The organism is Nocardioides pakistanensis (assembly GCF_054781215.1).
Map to the genome: position 1 here is coordinate 79515 of NZ_BAAGUV010000060.1, position 18008 is coordinate 97522.

Genomic DNA, 18008 nt, shown 5'->3' on the forward strand with positions numbered 1-18008 from the left:
CGACGGCCGGGCCGCCGACGCCCCGCGGCTCGGGGGTCGCTCAGGAGAGCGCGGCCTCCGCCGTGGGCGCGGGCTTGGTCACGTAGATCGGCGGGACCTTCTCGAAACGCAGGCCACGGCCGCGGATCGTGGTGATCAACGTCGGCCGGCGCGTGTCGTCGCCGAGCTTGCGACGTACCCAGCCAAGGTGCACGTCGATCGTCTTCGCCGACGTCCAGAACGTCGTCTGCCACACGTCACGCATGAGCTCCTCACGCGTGACGATCTCCCCCGCACGGCTGATGAGAGCATGAACGAGGTCGAACTCCTTGTTCGACATCTTGATCTCCACGCCGTCGCGCCACACTCGACGCGACTCGGCGTCGAGGTCCACCCCCTGCACACTGAACATGACCTCAGGGTAAAAAGAGCGCGAACCCACGATCGGACAAATCGACAACATTGGTCCGTTCGGACCACTCGATGTCTAGACCGTTCGGGCCACTGGCGCGCCGTGCTCAGCGACGGCGGGCAGCGACCGGCTCGACGAGGCCGAAGCCGCGCACCGGCCGGGCCGGCAGCGGACGGGTCTCGTACTCCTCGGGGGGCAGCCGGTCGGCGGTGGCGTGGTCGATGATCACGCGGTTGCGGCGCGCGACGGCGGTCAGCCGCGCGGCGAGGTTGACCGGCGGCCCGAACACGTCGCCGAGGCGCGTGATCACCGAGCCGCTGGCCAGGCCGAGGCGTACGTCGGGCAGCCGGGGGTCGTGCCCGATGACCCCGACGATGTCGAAGGCGATCTCGAGGGCCTGCACCGGGTCCTCGGACACGAACAGCACGGAGTCACCGAGCGTCTTGATCACCCGGCCGTGGTGACCGGCGACCACGTCGGCACAACGGGACTCGAAGACCTCCACCATGTCGCCGAGCCGGGCCTCGTCGATCTCGTTGGACAGCGCCGTGAACGCCACCAGGTCGGCGAAGCCGATCGTGGTCTGCGTGGTGTGCAGGTCCTCGTCGGCGGCACCGAGGGCCTCGACCCGGCCGACCGCCGCGGCGAGGTGCCGGCGCCAGGAGTAGATCAGCAGCCGCTCGAACGGCACCCCGACCTCCTCGGCGAGACGCAGCGCGCTGCCGATCCGGGAGCCGGTCGCCTCCGCTCCGGACTCGAGCTCCTCGACCCGCGGCGCCAGCGTGGCGACCTGCCAGTCGGCGAGCCGCGCCATCGTCTGGCCGAGCGCCCGGGTCATCCGCACGGCGGTGTCGAAGTCGATCGCGCCGCTCTCCACCGCGCCGATCACGGTGCTCAGCGCGATCAGGTCGGCGTCGTTGAACGCGGCCTGCTCACCGGCGTCGGGGAAGCCGAGGGCGCGCCAGAGCCGGCGGGCCTGCTCCACGGTCACGCCCGCCGCGGACGCGACGTCGGTGCTGGTCAGCCCGGGCTGGTCGCCCAGGATCACCCGCTCGAGCTCCTCGCGGGTGAAGTGGGCGGGACGGGGCCGGGGAGGTTCTACGTCAGCCATCGGTGCGGCGCGCTCCGGGGTCGTCCTGCAGGTCGTTCTGCCGGGGGGCAGGTGCGTCGCTCAGCAGGTCCTGGATCCGCAGGTGCACCTGCTCGACCTGCGGGATGTCGTGCAGCTCCACCCGCTGCTCGCTGGCCACGGCGACGAGCAGGGTTCCGCAGCCGAGCATCCGGTCCAGCAGACCGCGCTCGTAGGCCACGTCGCTGATCCGCGTGATCGGGATGTCGTGGCCGCGCCGGGTCAGGATGCCGCTGCGGGTGATCAGCCGCTGGTCGGTCACGGTGTACGTCGTCGTCAGCCAGGCCAGGAACGGTCGCACGACCCAGAGCAGGGCCAGCAGGGCGGCGACGCCCCAGATCAGGCCGAGCACCACGAGCCTCGCCGCACCCTCCGCGGGCGCGAAGGTGCTGGCGAACCCGGCACCTCCGGCGAGCACGATCAGCACGACCGCAGGGACGATCAGCGCCTTGACGTGGGTGCGCGTGGAGACCACCACGGACTCGTCGTCGTTGAGCAGCTTGCGGGAGATGGCCACGGCTCCGATCCTCTCACGCGAGGCTGTGCGGACGTGGCGGAGGTCACGTGGCCGGCCGGACGTGGACCACATCGCCGGCACCGAGGATCCGGGGTCCGGACGCGGTGAGCACCTCGAGCCGTCCGTCGGTGTCGATCCCGGCCGCGGTGCCGACGACCTGCTCGCCCGACGGCAACGAGACCCGGACCTCGCTGCCCAGGGTCCCGCAGCGACGGACGTAGGACTCGACCAGCCCCAGCCGGGGGTCGCCGAGGTCGGCCTGCCACTGGACGAACAGCGCCTCGAGCGAGCGCAGCACCTCCCGCAGGATGACGGTCCGGTCGGTGGTCGCGGCGCCCTCGAGCAGCAGCGAGGTCGCCGTGGGGACCGGCAGGTCCTCGGCGCTCTGCGAGATGTTGAGCCCCACCCCCACGACCGCCACCGCTCCCGAGGGCCGCTCCACCCGTTCGACCAGGATGCCGGCCAGCTTCCGCCCCTCGTCACCGACGAGTACGTCGTTGGGCCACTTCAGCCAGCAGTCCACGTGCGCGACCCGGCGTACCGCCTCCGACACCGCGATCCCGGCGAGCAGCGGGAGCCACGGCCAACGCGCGGCCGGCACCCGGTCCGGCGCGAGCAGCACGGAGAAGGTCAGTGCGGAGCCGGGCGGAGTCACCCACGAGCGGTCCAGCCGGCCCCGCCCCGCGGTCTGGTGATCGGCGACGAGGACCGCACCGGCGGGGGCGCCTGCCCGTGCCCGTTCGGCCAGCTCGGCGTTGGTGGACGGCGACGACGCGACGACGTCCACCGAGGTCCACAGCGAGCCCGGCCTGGTGAGTGCCGCGGACAGGGCCACCGGATCGAGGGGTGGGCGTCGGAGATCGTCGTACGTCACAGGCACTACATTGACACCCACGCAATCGAGAGAGGCCATTCACCCGTGAGCGAAGCAGCCATGACCCAGCCCGGCGAGGGCGTCGAGATCACCGAGGGCGTGGACATCCACACCACCGCCGGCAAGCTCGCCGACCTCGACCAGAAGCTGCAGGACGCAGTCCACGCCGGCTCGGAGCGCGCGATCGAGAAGCAGCACGCGAAGGGCAAGAAGACCGCACGCGAGCGCATCGAGGAGCTGCTCGACGAGGGCTCGTTCGTCGAGCTCGACGAGCTTGCCCGGCACCGGTCGACCGCGTTCGGACTGGAGAAGAACCGGCCGTACGGCGACGGCGTCGTCACCGGCTACGGCACCATCGACGGCCGCCAGGTCTGCGTGTTCGCACAGGACTTCACCGTCTTCGGCGGCAGCCTCGGCCAGGTGTTCGGCGAGAAGATCGTCAAGGTCATGGACCTGGCGATGAAGACCGGCTGCCCGGTGATCGGCATCAACGACTCCGGCGGCGCCCGGATCCAGGAGGGCGTGGTCTCGCTCGGCCTCTACGGCGAGATCTTCCGCCGCAACGTGCACGCCAGCGGGGTGATCCCGCAGATCTCGCTGATCATGGGCCCCTGCGCCGGCGGCGCGGTGTACTCCCCCGCGGTCACCGACTTCACGGTCATGGTCGACCAGACCTCGCACATGTTCATCACCGGCCCCGACGTGATCAAGACCGTCACCGGCGAGGACGTCTCGATGGAGGACCTCGGTGGCGCTCGGTCGCACAACACCAAGTCCGGCAACGCCCACTACATGGGCACCGACGAGTCCGACGCGATCGACTACGTCAAGGCGCTGCTGTCCTACCTGCCGCAGAACAACCTCGACGAGCCGCCGGCCTACCCCGAGCAGGCAGATCTCGAGGTCTCCGACGAGGACCGCGCCCTCGACACCCTGATCCCCGACTCGCCGAACCAGCCCTACGACATGCACACCGTGATCGAGTCGGTCGTCGACGACGGCGAGTTCCTCGAGGTGCAGGCGATGTTCGCGCCGAACATGATCGTGGGCTACGGCCGCGTCGAGGGCCGCCCGGTCGGCGTCGTGGCCAACCAGCCGATGCAGTTCGCCGGCACCCTCGACATCGACGCCTCCGAGAAGGCCGCCCGCTTCGTGCGCACCTGCGACGCCTTCAACATCCCGGTGCTCACGTTCGTCGACGTGCCCGGGTTCCTGCCCGGCACCGACCAGGAGTGGAACGGCATCATCCGCCGCGGGGCCAAGCTGATCTACGCCTACGCCGAGGCGACCGTGCCGCTGATCACCGTGATCACCCGCAAGGCCTACGGCGGTGCCTACGACGTGATGGGCTCCAAGCACCTCGGCGCCGACATCAACCTGGCCTGGCCGACCGCGCAGATCGCGGTGATGGGGTCCCAGGGCGCGGTGAACATCCTCTACCGCAAGGAGATCGCCGAGGCGGCCGAGGCCGGCAACGAGGAGGCCAAGCGCGCCGAGCTGATGCAGGAGTACGACGACCACCTGGCCAACCCCTACCTCGCCGCCGAGCGGGGCTATGTCGACGCGGTGATCCAGCCGCACGAGACCCGCGCCGAGGTCGTCCGGGCGCTGCGCCTGCTGCGGTCCAAGCGCGAGACGCTGCCGCCGAAGAAGCACGGGAACATCCCGCTGTGAGCGAGGAGAACGCCCCGACGCCCGAGAAGGCCCCGCTGTTCCTGGTCAAGGGTGACGCGACGCCCGAGGAGGTCGCCGCGCTGACGGTGGTCCTCCAGGGCATCGCCGCGGCAAGTGCGCCGGCCGAGGAGCCGCAGGCGGTCTCCGAGTGGTCGGCGCACCACAGGAAGCTGCGCGCGTCGTACCCCGCCGGGCCTGGCGGCTGGCGCGCCAGCGCCCTCCCCCGCTGACGCCATGTAACGCGGGGTTATGGACGCTGAACCCGCGGCGTACCGCCGGGGATGCGTCCACAACCCGTGGGAAGTCGGTGGGGTGCTGCGTCTAGGGTGCTGACCGTGACCGACTCGAACGCAGCCATCCGTCCCGTCGACGCCATCGCCGAGCAGTACCTCGAGGACTACTGCGCCCTCGACCCGGTCGCCGCGACCGGGATGGGTGTCGCCGGCCACGACGACCGGCTCACCGACCTCTCCCCGGAGGGGTTCGCCGCCCGCCACCAGCTCACCGTGCGCGCACTCGAGGCCGCCCGCGCCGCGACGCCGACCGACGAGCGCGAGCAGGTGGCCAAGGACGCCTTCCTCGAGCGGCTCGGCCTCGAGGTGGAGCTGTACGACGCCGGGGCGGTCGCCTCGCAGCTCTCGGTGCTCGTCAGCGGCCTGCACGAGCTCCGGATGGTCTTCGACCTGATGCCGACCGACGGCGAGGAGGCGTGGGCGAACATCGACGCGCGCCTTGCCGCGGTGCCCGAGGCGCTCGACGGCTACCGCACCACCCTGCTCACCGAGGCCCGCCGCGGCAACGTCGCGGCGCAGCGGCAGATCCGCGAGGTCGCCGCCCAGGTCCGGTCCTGGACCGGTGGCGACGACGGCGGCGTCCTCGGCCGGCTGGTGGCACAGGCCCAGGGCAACGGAGCCGGCGACGCACTGCGCGCGCAGCTCGACGAGCACGCCCGCACCGCCACCGAGGCCGTGACCGCCTTCGGCCGGTTCCTCGACGACGAGCTCGCCCCGCTCGGCCGGACCAACGAGGCCGTCGGCCGGGAGCTCTACGCGCTGCACTCCCGCCACTTCCTCGGCGCGACGATCGACCTCGACGAGACCTACGCCTGGGGCTGGGCCGAGCTGCACCGCATCGAGACCGAGATGGCGCGGGTGGCCGAGCAGATCGCCCCGGGCGGCACCCTCGACGACGCGATCACCGTGCTCGACGCCGACCCGGCCCGCACCATCGAGGGCAAGGAGGCGTTCCGACAGTGGATGCAGGGGCTGGCCGACCGCACCGTCGCCGACCTCGCGGACACGCACTTCGACATCCCGACCCCGGTGCGCCGGATCGAGTGCTGCCTGGCGCCCACCAACGACGGCGGCATCTACTACACCGGCCCGAGCGAGGACTTCAGCCGCCCGGGCCGGATGTGGTGGGCGGTGCCGGAGGGCATCGACAGCTTCTCGACCTGGCGTGAGGTGACCACGGTCTTCCACGAGGGAGTGCCGGGACACCACCTGCAGATCGGGCAGACCGTCTACCGCACCGAGGTGCTGAACCGCTGGCAGCGCCTGATGTGCTGGGTCTCCGGGCACGGCGAGGGCTGGGCGTTGTACGCCGAGCGGCTGATGGACGAGCTGGGCTACCTCGACGACCCGGGTGACCGGATGGGCATGCTCGACGCGCAGGCGATGCGAGCCGCACGGGTGGTCGTGGACATCGGGATGCACCTGGAGCTGGAGATCCCGGCCGACAACCCGTTCGGGTTCCACCCCGGTGAGCGGTGGACCCCCGAGCTGGGCCTGGAGTTCATGCGGCAGCACTGCCGGATGGAGGACCCGGTGATCGTGTTCGAGGTGAACCGCTACCTCGGCTGGCCGGGTCAGGCGCCGTCGTACAAGGTGGGCGAGCGGATCTGGCTGCAGGCACGCGAGGACGCGAAGGCGCGCCAGGGCGAGGGCTTCGACCTCAAGGCCTTCCACCGCGCCGCACTCGACCTCGGCTCGATCGGCCTCGACCCGCTGCGCGCCGCGCTGGCCAGGCTGGGATGAGCCGGCGGCTGGTGCTGGCCTCCGCGTCCCCGGCGCGGCTGGCCACCCTGCGCAGCGCCGGTGTCGGTCCGGAGGTGGTGGTCTCCGGCGTCGACGAGTCGAGCGTCGACCACAGCGACCCGGCGCGGCTGGCCCTCGAGCTGGCTCGGCTGAAGGCGCGAGCGGTGGCCGGTCCGCTGGCCGCCGCCGGGGAGCAGGCCTGGGTGATCGGCTGCGACTCGGTCCTCGAGATCGACGGCGACGTGCACGGCAAGCCGGCCGACGCGGCCGAGGCACTCTCCCGGTGGCAGAGGATGCGCGGCCGGTCGGGGGTGCTGCACACCGGTCACTGCCTGGTCGACACCGCGACGTCGGGCGAGGTGGCCCGCTCCGCGGACACGCTGGTGCACTTCGCCGAGCCGACCGACGCGGAGCTGGCCGCCTACGTGGGGACGGGTGAGCCGCTGAAGGTCGCCGGCGCGTTCACGCTCGACGGCCTGGGCGGCGCGTTCGTCCGGGGCATCGAGGGCGACCCGCACACCGTGGTCGGGATCGGCCTCCCGCTGCTGCGGGAGATGTTCGCCGAGCTCGGGGTGCGCTGGACCGACCTGTGGCAGCAGTTCCCGGCACCCGCTGCCGACTCCGGCGCCGGGTAGCGGCCCGCCCCTGCGTCAGTTGCCGGAGACGAGCGGGGCGCCGGCGCCCTGCAGCTCACCGATGCCGCCGGCGTCGACGATCTCGGTGAACCCGAGGTCGGCCATCTTGTCGGCCGCCTGCGCGGAGCGGTTGCCGCTCTGGCAGTAGACGACGTACTCCTCGTCCTTGTCGAGCTCGGCGACGATGTCCTCGAAGGTCGGTGCGGTGACGTCGATGTTCTCGGCCCCGTCGACGTGGGCGGCGGCGTACTCCCCCGGCGTACGCACGTCGATCACCGTGTGCTCGCCCGCCTCGATCAGGTCGACGGCCTCGGTGGCGTCGACCTTCTCGACGGCGTCGGAGCCGGAGGAGCAGGCAGAGGTCGTCAGGAGCAGGACGGCGGCGGCGCCGGCGAGTGCGGCGGAAACAGGCTTGCGCATACCCCCCAGGGTATACGACTACGACAAGCTGCGCTTGGCGCGCGCCACGACACCGCCGCGTGCGGCGGCCTCGTGCGGGTGCAGGAAGACGAACTCACGGAACGCCCAGAAGCGGGCGGCGGCCCCGAGGCCGAGCCCGATCACGTTCGCCGAGAGGTTGTCGGCCAGGGCGCTGTCCAGGTGCAGCAGGTAGCGGCTCACCGCCAGGCAGAGCAGCGGGATCAGCATCGTCACCAGGTTGATGCCCAGGAACGACAGCCTCCCTCCGGCGGCCCCCACGACCTGCCGGTGCCGGAAGGCCCAGGACCGGGTGCCGCGGTAGCTGACCACCATGCCGACGAGGTTCGCCACGACGAAGGCGGTCAGCGGCCGGCCGTTCATCGGTCCGGGCTGGTAACCCCAGAACCCGTGCACGAGCAGGTTGAACAGCACCAGCGCCACCAACGATGCGACGCCGCCGACCGCCAGGAACTTGGCGGCCTCGGCGGCGATGCGCTGGAGGCGACGACCCATGGGCAACACCCTAAGGCGGGTGTCACCCGAAATTTGTCACTCGACAGGCAGTCCGAGCCCTCGGGCGATGAGCATGCGCTGGACCTCGGAGGTGCCCTCACCGATCTCGAGCACCTTGGCGTCGCGGTAGAGCCGGGCCACGGGGTACTCCTCCATGAAGCCGTAGCCGCCGAAGATCTGGGTGGCGATCCGGGTGGCCGAGACCGCCGACTCGGTGGCGTAGAGCTTGGCGACCGCCGCGGCGTGCTTGAACTCCGACATCGGCCGGCCCGCGTCCTTCATCGCCGCCGCCTTGTAGGTCAGCATCCGCGACGCCTCCAGCATCACCTGCAGGTCGGCGACCTGGAAGGCCACGCCCTGCTTGGCACCGATCGGCCGGCCGAAGCTGGTCCGCTCCCCGGCGTACTCCACCGACAGGTCCAGGCAGGCCTGGATCGCACCGACCGCCAGTGCAGCGATCGCGACCCGGCCGTCGTCGAGAGTGGCCAGGAACTGCGCGAAGCCACGGCCGCGCTCGCCGAGCAGGTGGGACTCGGGCACCCGGACGTCCTCGAAGGTGAGCGGGTGGGTGTCCGAGGCGTGCCAGCCGAGCTTGTCGTAGGCCTTCTCGGCGGTGAAGCCGGGCGTGCCGGACGGCACGATGATCGTGCTGATCTCGGCGCGCTCCTGGCCGGTCGCCGGGTTCGTCGAGACGCCGGTGCGTGCGGTGACGGTCACCAGCGAGGTGATCGACGACCCGGAGTTGGTGATGAACTGCTTCGAGCCGTTGATCACCCATTCGCCGCCGTCGAGCTCGGCCCTGGTCTGGGTCGCGCCGGCATCGGAGCCGGCGGCCGGCTCGGTGAGGCCGAAACCGGCCAGCGTGCGGCCGGCGACCAGGTCGGGCAGCCAGGTCTGCTTCTGCTCCTCGGTGCCGAAGGTGAGGATCGGGTTGATACCCAGGCCCACGGCCGCCTCGAGGGTGATGCCCATCGACTGGTCGACCCGGCCGATCTCCTCGATCGCCACGCACAGGCTCGTGAAGTCGCCGTGCTCGCCGGCGCCGCCGAACTCCTCCGGGGCAGTCAGCCCCATCAGCCCGAGGTCGCCCATCTTGTGCACCACGTCGGTCGGGAAGTGGTGCTCGCGGTCCCACCTCGCGGCGTGCGGCGCGATCTCGGCCTCCGCGAAGTCACGGACGCTGCGGCGGAACTCCTCGTGCTCGCGGGAGAGCTCGAACGACATGGCACCTACTCCTTTACGCTTACGTAAGCGTAAGGCACTCTAGGGACGTGGACCCTGTGACGCAAGAGCCGACCTGGACGATCGCGGACCTGGCGGCGGAGTACGCCGTGACCCTCCGCGCGATCCGCCACTACGAGGACCGCGGCCTGCTCTCCCCCGAGCGTCGCGGCACCGTCCGGGTGTTCCGCAACCGGGACCGGATCCGGCTCGCCCTGATCCTGCGCGGGCGGCGGCTCGGGTTCTCCCTCGACGAGATCGCCACCATCGTCAACATGTACGACGAGCAGCCCGGCGAGGCGGGTCAGCTGGAGTACCTCCTCGACCAGATCGCCGGGCGTCGCCGCGACCTCGAGCAGCGCCGGCGCGACATCGAGGAGACCCTCGCCGAGCTCGACGAGGTCGAACGCCGCTGCCGCGAGGACCTGCGGCGCCTGGGCGGTGACGGCCGGGCGGACGCGGCTCCTAGTTCAACGCGGCAATCGCGGCGTTGAGCGCGGTCGCGAACAGGATCCAGAGGAGATACGGCGCCAGCAGCCCGCTCGCGACCCGGTCGACCCGTCACGCGCGGACGACCAGCACCGCCACCAGCGCGTCGAGCAGCACGACCACGGCGAGACCGGCCCACAGCCACCCCGCGGCGAAGAACACCGGCGTCCACAGGAAGTTCACCGCCAGCTGCACCCACCACAGCCGCAGCAGTGGCGCGGCCTCGTCGGCTCCCTCCCCCCGGCGTCGGGAGAGGCGCCGAGGAGACCACGACCACCGCCGCGGCGTAGACGGCCAGAGCCGGGAAGGGTCGTGCGGTCGGCCGGACCGGAGTGGGTGACATCGCCCCACCGTAGCCAGCCCGCACCATGGTGACCGTCACATGGGCGCCCGACCGCAGGGAGCCTGGAAGGCCCTAGACTCCGCTACTACCTGACGACCGAGAGACCCAGGAGCCCGTGTGTCCGGCAGCCCCGAGAGCAACGAGATCAAGCCCCTGCGCCGAGTCCTGATCGCCAACCGTGGCGAGATCGCGGTGCGGGTCATCCGCGCCTGCAAGGACGCCGGCATCGGCAGCGTGGCGGTCTACGCCGAGCCCGACCGGGATGCGCTCTTCGTCCGGCTCGCCGACGAGGCCTACAGCCTCGGGGGCGCGACGCCGGCGGAGTCCTACCTCTCGATCGAGAAGATCATCGACGTGGCCAAGAAGGCCGGCGCCGACTCGGTCCACCCCGGCTACGGCTTCCTCGCCGAGAACGCCGACTTCGCCCAGGCGGTGATCGACGCCGGGCTGGTCTGGATCGGCCCGCCGCCGGCCGCGATCGACGCACTCGGCGACAAGGTCAAGGCCCGCCACATCGCCGAGAAGGTCGGCGCGCCGCTCGCACCGGGCACCAAGGACCCGGTCGAGAGCGCCGACGAGGTCGTGAAGTTCGCCGAGGAGCACGGCCTGCCGATCGCGATCAAGGCCGCCTTCGGCGGTGGTGGCCGCGGCCTGAAGGTCGCCCGCGAGATGGGCGAGGTCGCCGACCTGTACGAGTCCGCGGTGCGCGAGGCCGTGACCGCCTTCGGCCGCGGGGAGTGCTTCGTCGAGAAGTTCCTCGACCGCCCCCGCCACGTGGAGACCCAGTGTCTGGCCGACCAGCACGGCAACGTGGTGGTGGTCTCCACGCGCGACTGCTCGCTGCAGCGCCGCCACCAGAAGCTGGTGGAGGAGGCACCGGCGCCGTTCCTCTCCGAGGAGCAGGTCGCCAGGCTCTACGAGTCCTCCAAGGCGATCCTCCGCGAGGCCGGGTACGTCGGCGCCGGGACGTGCGAGTTCCTCGTCGCCCGCGACGGCACGATCTCCTTCCTGGAGGTCAACACGCGGCTCCAGGTCGAGCACTGTGTCTCTGAAGAGGTGACCGGGATCGACCTCGTGCGCGAGATGTTCCGGATCGCCGCCGGCGAGGAGCTCGGGTACGACGACCCGAAGGTGCAGGGTCACTCCATCGAGTTCCGGATCAACGCCGAGGACGGCGGCCGCAACTTCATGCCGGCCCCCGGCACGCTGACCCGCTGGCACGCCCCGTCCGGCCCGGGCATCCGGCTCGACGGCGGCTACGACCAGGGCGAGACCGTGCCCGGCTCGTTCGACTCGTTGGTCGCCAAGCTGATCGTCACCGGTCGCGACCGCCTGCAGGCCCTGGAGCGGTCCCGCCGCGCGCTCGACGAGTTCGTCGTCGAGGGCATGCCGACGGTGATCCCCTTCCACCGGGCCGTCGTCGAGGACCCGGCCTACGTCGGTGCGTCGACGCCCACCGGCGAGGGCGAGTTCGCCGTCTACACCACCTGGATCGAGACCGACTTCGACAACCAGATCGAGCCCTACTCCGGCGGCGAGGAGGGCCCGGAGCCCGAGGAGCGGCAGAGCGTCACCGTCGAGGTCGGCGGCCGGCGCCTCGAGGTGGTCCTGCCTGCCGGGTTCGCCGCCGCGGCCGGTGCCGGCGCGGCGACTGCCGGCGCGAAGAAGCCCAAGCGTGAGAAGAAGAAGGCCGGAGCCGCCGCCTCCGGCGACTCGCTGACCTCGCCGATGCAGGGCACGATCGTGAAGGTCGCCGTCGAGGAGGGCCAGGAGGTCGCCGAGGGCGACGTCGTCGTGGTGCTCGAGGCGATGAAGATGGAGCAGCCGCTGAAGGCCCACAAGGCCGGCACCGTCACCGGCCTGGACGCCGAGGTCGGGGCGACCGTCACCAGCGGCGCGGTGATCTGCGAGCTCAAGGGCTGACGACGGGCTCGACCCGTCCCACGGGCGCCGGCGGAGACCGCCGGCGCCCGTTCGGTTCCTGGACGAGGTGCCGCCGGATGCCGGCACCTGGGTAACGTTCGGCGCATGTTCTCCAAGGTGCTTGTTGCCAACCGTGGCGAGATCGCGATCCGTGCCTTCCGCGCTGCCTACGAGCTGGGTGCCCAGACGGTGGCGGTGTTCCCCTACGAGGACCGCAACTCCGAGCACCGTCTCAAGGCCGACGAGGCCTACGAGATCGGCGAGCGCGGACACCCGGTCCGGGCCTACCTCGACCCCGAGGTGATCGTCGCCACCGCGGTCAAGGCGGGCGCCGACGCGATCTACCCCGGCTACGGCTTCCTCTCGGAGAACCCGCGCCTCGCCGAGGCCTGCGCGAACGCCGGGATCACCTTCATCGGCCCCACCGCCGACGTGCTCACCCTCACCGGCAACAAGGCCCGCGCGATCGCCGCCGCCAAGAAGGCCGGCGTGCCGACGCTGGCCTCGGTGCCACCCGGCACCGACCCCGACGAGCTGATCGCCGCGACCGAGGGTATCCCCTACCCGCTCTTCGTCAAGGCGGTCGCCGGCGGCGGTGGCCGCGGCATGCGGCGGGTCGACCGCCCCGAGGACCTGCGCGAGGCGATCGAGGTCTGCATGCGCGAGGCCGAGAGCGCGTTCGGGGACCCGACCGTGTTCATCGAGCAGGCCGTGGTGGACCCGCGGCACATCGAGGTGCAGATCCTCGCCGACGGCGATGGCAACACGATCCACCTGTTCGAGCGGGACTGCTCGGTGCAGCGCCGCCACCAGAAGGTCGTGGAGATCGCGCCCGCGCCGAACCTCGACCCCGAGCTGCGCGAGCGGATCTGCGCCGACGCGGTGCGGTTCGCCAAGGAGATCGGCTACCGCAACGCCGGCACCGTCGAGTTCCTGCTCGACACCTCCGGCAAGAACATCGGGGGGCAGTCGGGGGGCGGAGCCCCCCGACCGTATGTGTTCATCGAGATGAACCCCCGGATCCAGGTCGAGCACACCGTGACCGAGGAGGTCACCGACGTCGACCTGGTCCGCTCGCAGATGCGGATCGCCGCGGGTGAGAACCTCGCGGACCTCGGCCTGAGCCAGGAGGGCGTCGTGCTGCGCGGCGCCGCGCTGCAGTGCCGGATCACCACCGAGGACCCCGCCAACGGGTTCCGCCCCGACACCGGCAAGATCACCACCTACCGCTCCCCCGGCGGCGCCGGGATCCGTCTCGACGGCGGCACCACCTACACCGGTGCCGAGGTCAGCGCGCACTTCGACTCGATGCTGACCAAGCTCACCTGCCGCGGCCGCACGTTCGAGGTGGCCGTGGAGCGGGCCCGCCGGGCGGTGGCGGAGTTCCGGATCCGCGGCGTGGCGACGAACATCCCCTTCCTGCAGGCCGTGCTCGACGACCCCGACTTCCGCGCGGGCCGGGTCACCACCTCGTTCATCGAGAGCCACCCGCACCTGCTCACCGCGCGGTCCTCGGCCGACCGCGGCACGAAGCTGCTGACCTTCCTCGCCGACGTCACCGTCAACCAGCCGCACGGCAAGGCCCCGGTCAGCGTCGACCCGGTCAGCAAGCTGCCCGAGCTCGACCTCACGGTGCCGGCCCCCGACGGCACGCGTCAGCAGCTGCTCTCCCTCGGCCCCGAGGGGTTCGCCCGCGCGCTGCGGGAGCAGAAGACGGTCGCGGTGACCGACACCACCTTCCGCGACGCCCACCAGTCGCTGCTCGCGACCCGGGTGCGCACCCGCGACATGATCAACGTCGCCGGCCACGTGGCCCGGATGACACCCAACCTGTGGAGCCTCGAGGCCTGGGGCGGAGCGACGTACGACGTGGCGCTGCGCTTCCTCTCCGAGGACCCGTGGGAGCGGCTGGCGGACCTGCGCCAGGCGGTGCCCAACATCTGCCTGCAGATGCTGCTGCGCGGCCGCAACACGGTCGGCTACACGCCGTACCCCACCGACGTGACCCGGGCGTTCGTCGAGGAGGCCGCGACGACCGGGATCGACGTGTTCCGGATCTTCGACGCGCTCAACGACGTCGAGCAGATGCGGCCGGCGATCGAGGCCGTCCGCGAGACCGGTACGACGGTCGCCGAGGTCGCGTTGTGCTACACCGGCGACCTCTCCTCGCCCGACGAGAGGCTCTACACGCTCGACTACTACCTGCGCCTGGCCGAGCAGATCGTCGACGCCGGCGCCCACGTGATCGCGATCAAGGACATGGCCGGCCTGCTGCGCGCGCCGGCTGCGCGGACCCTGGTCACGGCGCTGCGCGAGCGGTTCGACCTGCCGGTGCACCTGCACACGCACGACACCCCCGGTGGCCAGCTCGCCACCCTGCTGGCCGCCATCGACGCCGGGGTGGACGCCGTCGACGCCGCCACTGCCTCCATGGCGGGCACCACGAGCCAGCCGCCGCTGTCGGCCCTGGTCGCCACCACCGACCACTCCGAGCGCGAGACCGGGCTCGACCTGGCCGCGGTCAACGCCCTCGAGCCCTATTGGGAGGCCACCCGCCGGGTCTACGCGCCGTTCGAGTCGGGCCTGCCGTCGCCGACCGGCCGGGTCTACCGGCACGAGATCCCCGGCGGCCAGCTCTCCAACCTGCGCCAGCAGGCGATCGCGCTGGGGCTCGGCGAGAAGTTCGAGCAGATCGAGGACATGTACGCCGCGGCGAACGACATCCTCGGCAACATCGTCAAGGTCACCCCGTCGAGCAAGGTGGTCGGGGACCTCGCCCTGCACCTGGTCGCCGTCGGCGCGGACCCGAAGGAGTTCGCGGAGGAACCCGGCAGGTTCGACGTGCCGGACTCGGTGATCGGCTTCCTCTCCGGCGAGCTCGGCGACCCGCCGGGCGGCTGGCCCGAGCCGTTCCGCACCAAGGCGCTGTCCGGCCGCAAGACCAAGCCTCCGGTGGCCGAGCTGAGCGAGGAGGACCGCAAGGGCCTGGCCGAGGACCGGCGTACGACGCTCAACCGGCTGCTCTTCCCCGGCCCCACCCGCGAGTTCGAGGAGTCCCGGGAGAAGTACAGCGACCTCTCGGTGCTCCCCACCCGGCTGTACCTCTACGGCATGGAGACCGGCCCGGAGTACGAGGTCGACATCGAGGAGGGCAAGCGCCTGCTCCTCGGCGTGCAGGCCGTCAGCGAGCCCGACGAGCGTGGCTACCGCACCGTGATGTGCACGCTCAACGGCCAGCTGCGGCCGGTCAACGTGCGTGACCGCTCGGTGGCCGCCGACGTGCCGTCGCAGGAGAAGGCCGACCCGTCGAAGCCGGGCCACGTGGCCGCGCCGTTCCAGGGTGCGGTGACCGTGACGGTCGAGGAGGGCGCGACGGTCGAGGCCGGGGACACGGTCGCCACGATCGAGGCGATGAAGATGGAGGCCTCGATCACCGCGCCGAAGGCCGGCAAGGTCGAGCGGGTCGCGATCTCGGGCACTCAGCCCGTCGAGGGTGGCGACCTGGTCCTCGTCATCGCCGACTGACTCGGCCTGTCGCAATGACCACTCTCCGATCAGCCGTTCTCCTCGTCGGTGCTGTCGCCGTGGCGGCCGGCATCGGGGGCTTCGTCGCAGGCGCAGATGCGGCCGGGAAGGCTGACTGGCACGCCGCGACGGTGGAGGTGGTCGGCGGGTCGGCACATCCGTTGGTCAGCGTCGAAGTCGACGGCTGGACCTACGCCATCGACGAGAGCCTGCCGTACTGGATCGACGCAGCCGGCGTGCACGAGGGCGGGTGGCCGACGTGCCTGTCACCCAACCCACCAGGACCGGCCACGCAGGTGCCGCTGGAGGTGCCGATCCGGTTCGCGTCCATGCACATCCAGGCAGAGGGCGTGCTCACCTGGCGTCAGGTCGTCGCTGTCGACTGCCGGCCGACCGGCTGACCTTCGACCCGGGCCCGTGGCGACCCGGGCCAGATGGACGTGCACTCGGACGCGGGCTCGGCGTCGCTCACCCCTGTGGGTCGACGCTGCGCACCCGCAACTGCACGTCGGTTCGGCCGCGTCATGGATCCGGCCGCGACGTGGTCAGCCCCGCAGGACCTGGGTCCTGCCGGACGCCCGGTGCCAGACGATCGACCCGTTGGCGTAGTCCACCCGCTTGCCGCCGGGCACGTCGCCGGAGCGGACCGGCCAGCCCAGCCCGCTGCGGAACCCGCGCTCGGCGAGGAACCGCTGCTCGATGGCGGCGGGGACGATGATCGGCGCCAGCCGCGGTCGCACGTAGATCGCGCCTCCCTGGAAGCGGGTGAAGCTCAAAGCGCCGCGCTGGCGGGCGACGGTGCGGGGGAAGCCGAGGTCGGAGTCCGCAGCGCCGAGGCGCTGGTAGACCTTCAGGATCCGCCCGTAGAGCTCCTTCGGCCCGGTCCGCGGGTGGAAGAAGATGCGGCCGCCCTCGAACCGCTGGGCAGCGCCCGTGGCGACGGCGTACTCACCGCTGCGCACCGCACCGAGCCGCGAGGACGTCCCGCCGATGCGCTGCCAGCGGTTCATGATCGGCGTCGGCTCGATCGAGAACCAGTTGGAGCGCAGGCCGAAGGCCCAGCGGAAGTCGTCGCCGGTTATGGTCACCGCACCACGCGTCCCGTCGAGCACGAGCGAGGTCACCCGGCCCTGCCACTCGCCGTTGCCGTCACGGGTGGTCACCCAGACCCGCTCCAGGTTGCCGATCGAGGGGTGGCGACGTTCGAGGGCGGAGGCGTCCACCGTCGTCCGCCAGGCGTGGACGGTGTTGCCTTCCCAGCCGTCGTACGGGTCCTCCTGCGCGGGCAGGTAGGGCACGCTGCCGGCCGAGGTCCAGCCGCCACTGCTGGCGGAGAACTGCGTGAAGGCGGGGCGGCCCTCGTGCGTGAGGATCTGCCGGGCGGTGGCCCGTACGGCCGCGTTGGCGCGGGCGTCCTCCCCGTCGACGCCGCCGTAGACCTGGCAGGCCGTGGTGTCACAGATCTGGTAGTGGCCACGGGCGTTCTGTGCGCGCGACCAGGTGGCGTACGTGCGCGCTGCGACCGACTGCGCCTTCACCGCCTCCGGGTGCCAGGCCGCCGGCATCTCGCGTGGCACCACGCCCATCACGTACTGGTCCATCGTGACGATGTTGACCGTGTCGCGAGACGACGACGACCGGCTCGGGGAGGCAGAGCGGAGAATTCCCCGATAGGTGGTCGAGCCGGAGGGGGTCCACAGCTTGATCGGGCCCTTTGCGAAGAATTCCGCGTCGCCGGTGATATTGCGCGCCCACGGCGCTTTCAGCCGCCGCCAGGAGTTGGTGAAGAACTCCACCGCTGTGCCGCCCGCGACGGGCACCAGGCGCCAGCGTGAGACCTTGGCCGCCACCGGCAGCTCGTGCACCGACCGCCCGGCGAGGTCGCGCACGCTCAGCCCCGCCGTCGGACTGACGACGACGTCGTCGGTCGTGTCGGCGCTGATCAGGACGCGCACCTTGCCGCGGACCGCCCCCCACTCCGTGCCGGGGTAGTAGAAGTCCACGATCTCCTTGTAGCCAAGGCCTTTCAGCGCAGCACCCTGGGCGCCGTACTGCGACATGCCGTGCCCGTGGCCGTAACCGCGACCGCTGACGGTGATCTTCTTGCCGACCGGTACCCAGTAGGACTGGTCGGTCGAGACGGCGGAGGCGGGGGCGCTCGAGAGCGGTCCCCCGGCCATGCCGAGGACCATCGCCGCCAGCGTCAGCGCGACACCGCGCCTGCCTGCACCCATTCGCCGCACTCTCCCCTGCGCTCCGGCGAGCTCACGTGAGCGGTGTGAACTCTGAGGCGTGTGTGAAAACAACGCCAGATTATG

General features: G+C 71.5%; 16 protein-coding genes and 1 pseudogene. 8 read left to right on the top strand and 9 right to left on the bottom strand.

Annotated elements, in window-relative coordinates; genetic code table 11:
* Positions 1–40: 40 nt before the first annotated feature.
* The 4 genes from ACYVIH_RS18355 to ACYVIH_RS18370 form a co-directional block, all read right to left on the bottom strand.
* Positions 41–391 carry a winged helix-turn-helix domain-containing protein gene (locus tag ACYVIH_RS18355; RefSeq protein ID WP_460870969.1) on the bottom strand — a complete coding sequence of 117 codons (351 nt, stop codon included), beginning with the start codon at positions 389–391 and terminating at the stop codon, positions 41–43.
* A 106-nt stretch (positions 392–497) separates the two neighbouring features.
* Positions 498–1502, bottom strand: coding sequence for an adenylate/guanylate cyclase domain-containing protein (locus tag ACYVIH_RS18360; protein WP_460870970.1), 1005 nt, complete (start codon positions 1500–1502; stop codon positions 498–500).
* Positions 1495–2037, bottom strand: a complete 543-nt coding sequence (locus tag ACYVIH_RS18365; protein WP_460870971.1) for a PH domain-containing protein — start codon at positions 2035–2037, stop codon at positions 1495–1497. The genes ACYVIH_RS18360 and ACYVIH_RS18365 overlap by 8 nt, the downstream gene beginning before the upstream one ends.
* Before the next feature lie 43 nt (positions 2038–2080).
* Positions 2081–2911 carry a biotin--[acetyl-CoA-carboxylase] ligase gene (locus ACYVIH_RS18370; protein ID WP_460870973.1) on the bottom strand — a complete coding sequence of 277 codons (831 nt, stop codon included), beginning with the start codon at positions 2909–2911 and terminating at the stop codon, positions 2081–2083.
* A 60-nt stretch (positions 2912–2971) separates the two neighbouring features.
* Between ACYVIH_RS18370 and ACYVIH_RS18375 the strand changes: the two genes are divergently transcribed.
* The 4 genes from ACYVIH_RS18375 to ACYVIH_RS18390 all read left to right on the top strand — a co-directional run bounded on the left by ACYVIH_RS18375 (position 2972) and on the right by ACYVIH_RS18390 (position 7256).
* The gene (locus ACYVIH_RS18375; RefSeq protein ID WP_460871071.1) at positions 2972–4585 is read left to right on the top strand and encodes an acyl-CoA carboxylase subunit beta; all 1614 of its coding nucleotides are present in this window, start codon (positions 2972–2974) and stop codon (positions 4583–4585) included.
* Positions 4582–4815, top strand: a complete 234-nt coding sequence (locus ACYVIH_RS18380) for an acyl-CoA carboxylase subunit epsilon (protein WP_460870974.1) — start codon at positions 4582–4584, stop codon at positions 4813–4815. The genes ACYVIH_RS18375 and ACYVIH_RS18380 overlap by 4 nt, the downstream gene beginning before the upstream one ends.
* A gap of 105 nt (positions 4816–4920) precedes the next feature.
* Positions 4921–6621 carry a DUF885 domain-containing protein gene (locus tag ACYVIH_RS18385; protein WP_460870975.1) on the top strand — a complete coding sequence of 567 codons (1701 nt, stop codon included), beginning with the start codon at positions 4921–4923 and terminating at the stop codon, positions 6619–6621.
* Positions 6618–7256 carry a Maf family protein gene (locus ACYVIH_RS18390; RefSeq protein ID WP_460870976.1) on the top strand — a complete coding sequence of 213 codons (639 nt, stop codon included), beginning with the start codon at positions 6618–6620 and terminating at the stop codon, positions 7254–7256. Before ACYVIH_RS18385 ends, ACYVIH_RS18390 begins: the two co-directional genes overlap by 4 nt.
* A 15-nt stretch (positions 7257–7271) precedes the next feature.
* Here the strand turns inward: ACYVIH_RS18390 and ACYVIH_RS18395 are convergent, their stop codons facing one another.
* From ACYVIH_RS18395 to ACYVIH_RS18405, 3 genes are read right to left on the bottom strand one after another with little or no spacing between them, the layout of a single operon-like run.
* A complete protein-coding gene (locus tag ACYVIH_RS18395) occupies positions 7272–7676 on the bottom strand; it encodes a rhodanese-like domain-containing protein (protein WP_460870977.1) in 405 nt (134 codons plus the stop codon).
* Positions 7677–7694: 18 nt separating this feature from the next.
* On the bottom strand, positions 7695–8189 hold the full coding sequence (locus ACYVIH_RS18400; protein ID WP_460870978.1) for a GtrA family protein: 495 nt from the start codon (positions 8187–8189) through the stop codon (positions 7695–7697).
* A gap of 36 nt (positions 8190–8225) precedes the next feature.
* The gene (locus tag ACYVIH_RS18405) at positions 8226–9413 is read right to left on the bottom strand and encodes an acyl-CoA dehydrogenase family protein (RefSeq protein WP_460870979.1); all 1188 of its coding nucleotides are present in this window, start codon (positions 9411–9413) and stop codon (positions 8226–8228) included.
* A gap of 47 nt (positions 9414–9460) precedes the next feature.
* Between ACYVIH_RS18405 and ACYVIH_RS18410 the strand changes: the two genes are divergently transcribed.
* Positions 9461–9904, top strand: a complete 444-nt coding sequence (locus ACYVIH_RS18410) for a MerR family transcriptional regulator (RefSeq protein WP_460870980.1) — start codon at positions 9461–9463, stop codon at positions 9902–9904.
* Here ACYVIH_RS18410 and ACYVIH_RS18415 read toward each other — a convergent pair.
* Positions 9876–10250 (bottom strand): annotated as a pseudogene (locus ACYVIH_RS18415) (TspO/MBR family protein). The gene ACYVIH_RS18410 and the pseudogene ACYVIH_RS18415 overlap by 29 nt on opposite strands.
* Before the next feature lie 109 nt (positions 10251–10359).
* Between ACYVIH_RS18415 and ACYVIH_RS18420 the strand changes: the two are divergent.
* The 3 genes from ACYVIH_RS18420 (at position 10360) to ACYVIH_RS18430 (ending at position 16091) form a co-directional block, all read left to right on the top strand.
* Positions 10360–12165: an acetyl/propionyl/methylcrotonyl-CoA carboxylase subunit alpha gene (locus ACYVIH_RS18420; RefSeq protein ID WP_460870981.1), complete on the top strand. Its 1806-nt coding sequence runs from the start codon at positions 10360–10362 to the stop codon at positions 12163–12165.
* Positions 12166–12270: 105 nt separating this feature from the next.
* The gene (locus ACYVIH_RS18425; RefSeq protein WP_460870983.1) at positions 12271–15690 is read left to right on the top strand and encodes a pyruvate carboxylase; all 3420 of its coding nucleotides are present in this window, start codon (positions 12271–12273) and stop codon (positions 15688–15690) included.
* A gap of 14 nt (positions 15691–15704) precedes the next feature.
* A complete protein-coding gene (locus ACYVIH_RS18430) occupies positions 15705–16091 on the top strand; it encodes a hypothetical protein (protein ID WP_460870984.1) in 387 nt (128 codons plus the stop codon).
* A 144-nt stretch (positions 16092–16235) separates the two neighbouring features.
* Here the strand turns inward: ACYVIH_RS18430 and ACYVIH_RS18435 are convergent, their stop codons facing one another.
* Complete coding sequence (locus tag ACYVIH_RS18435; protein ID WP_460870985.1) at positions 16236–17924, bottom strand: SpoIID/LytB domain-containing protein; 1689 nt, start codon at positions 17922–17924, stop codon at positions 16236–16238.
* Between the last annotated feature and the right edge of the window lie 84 nt (positions 17925–18008).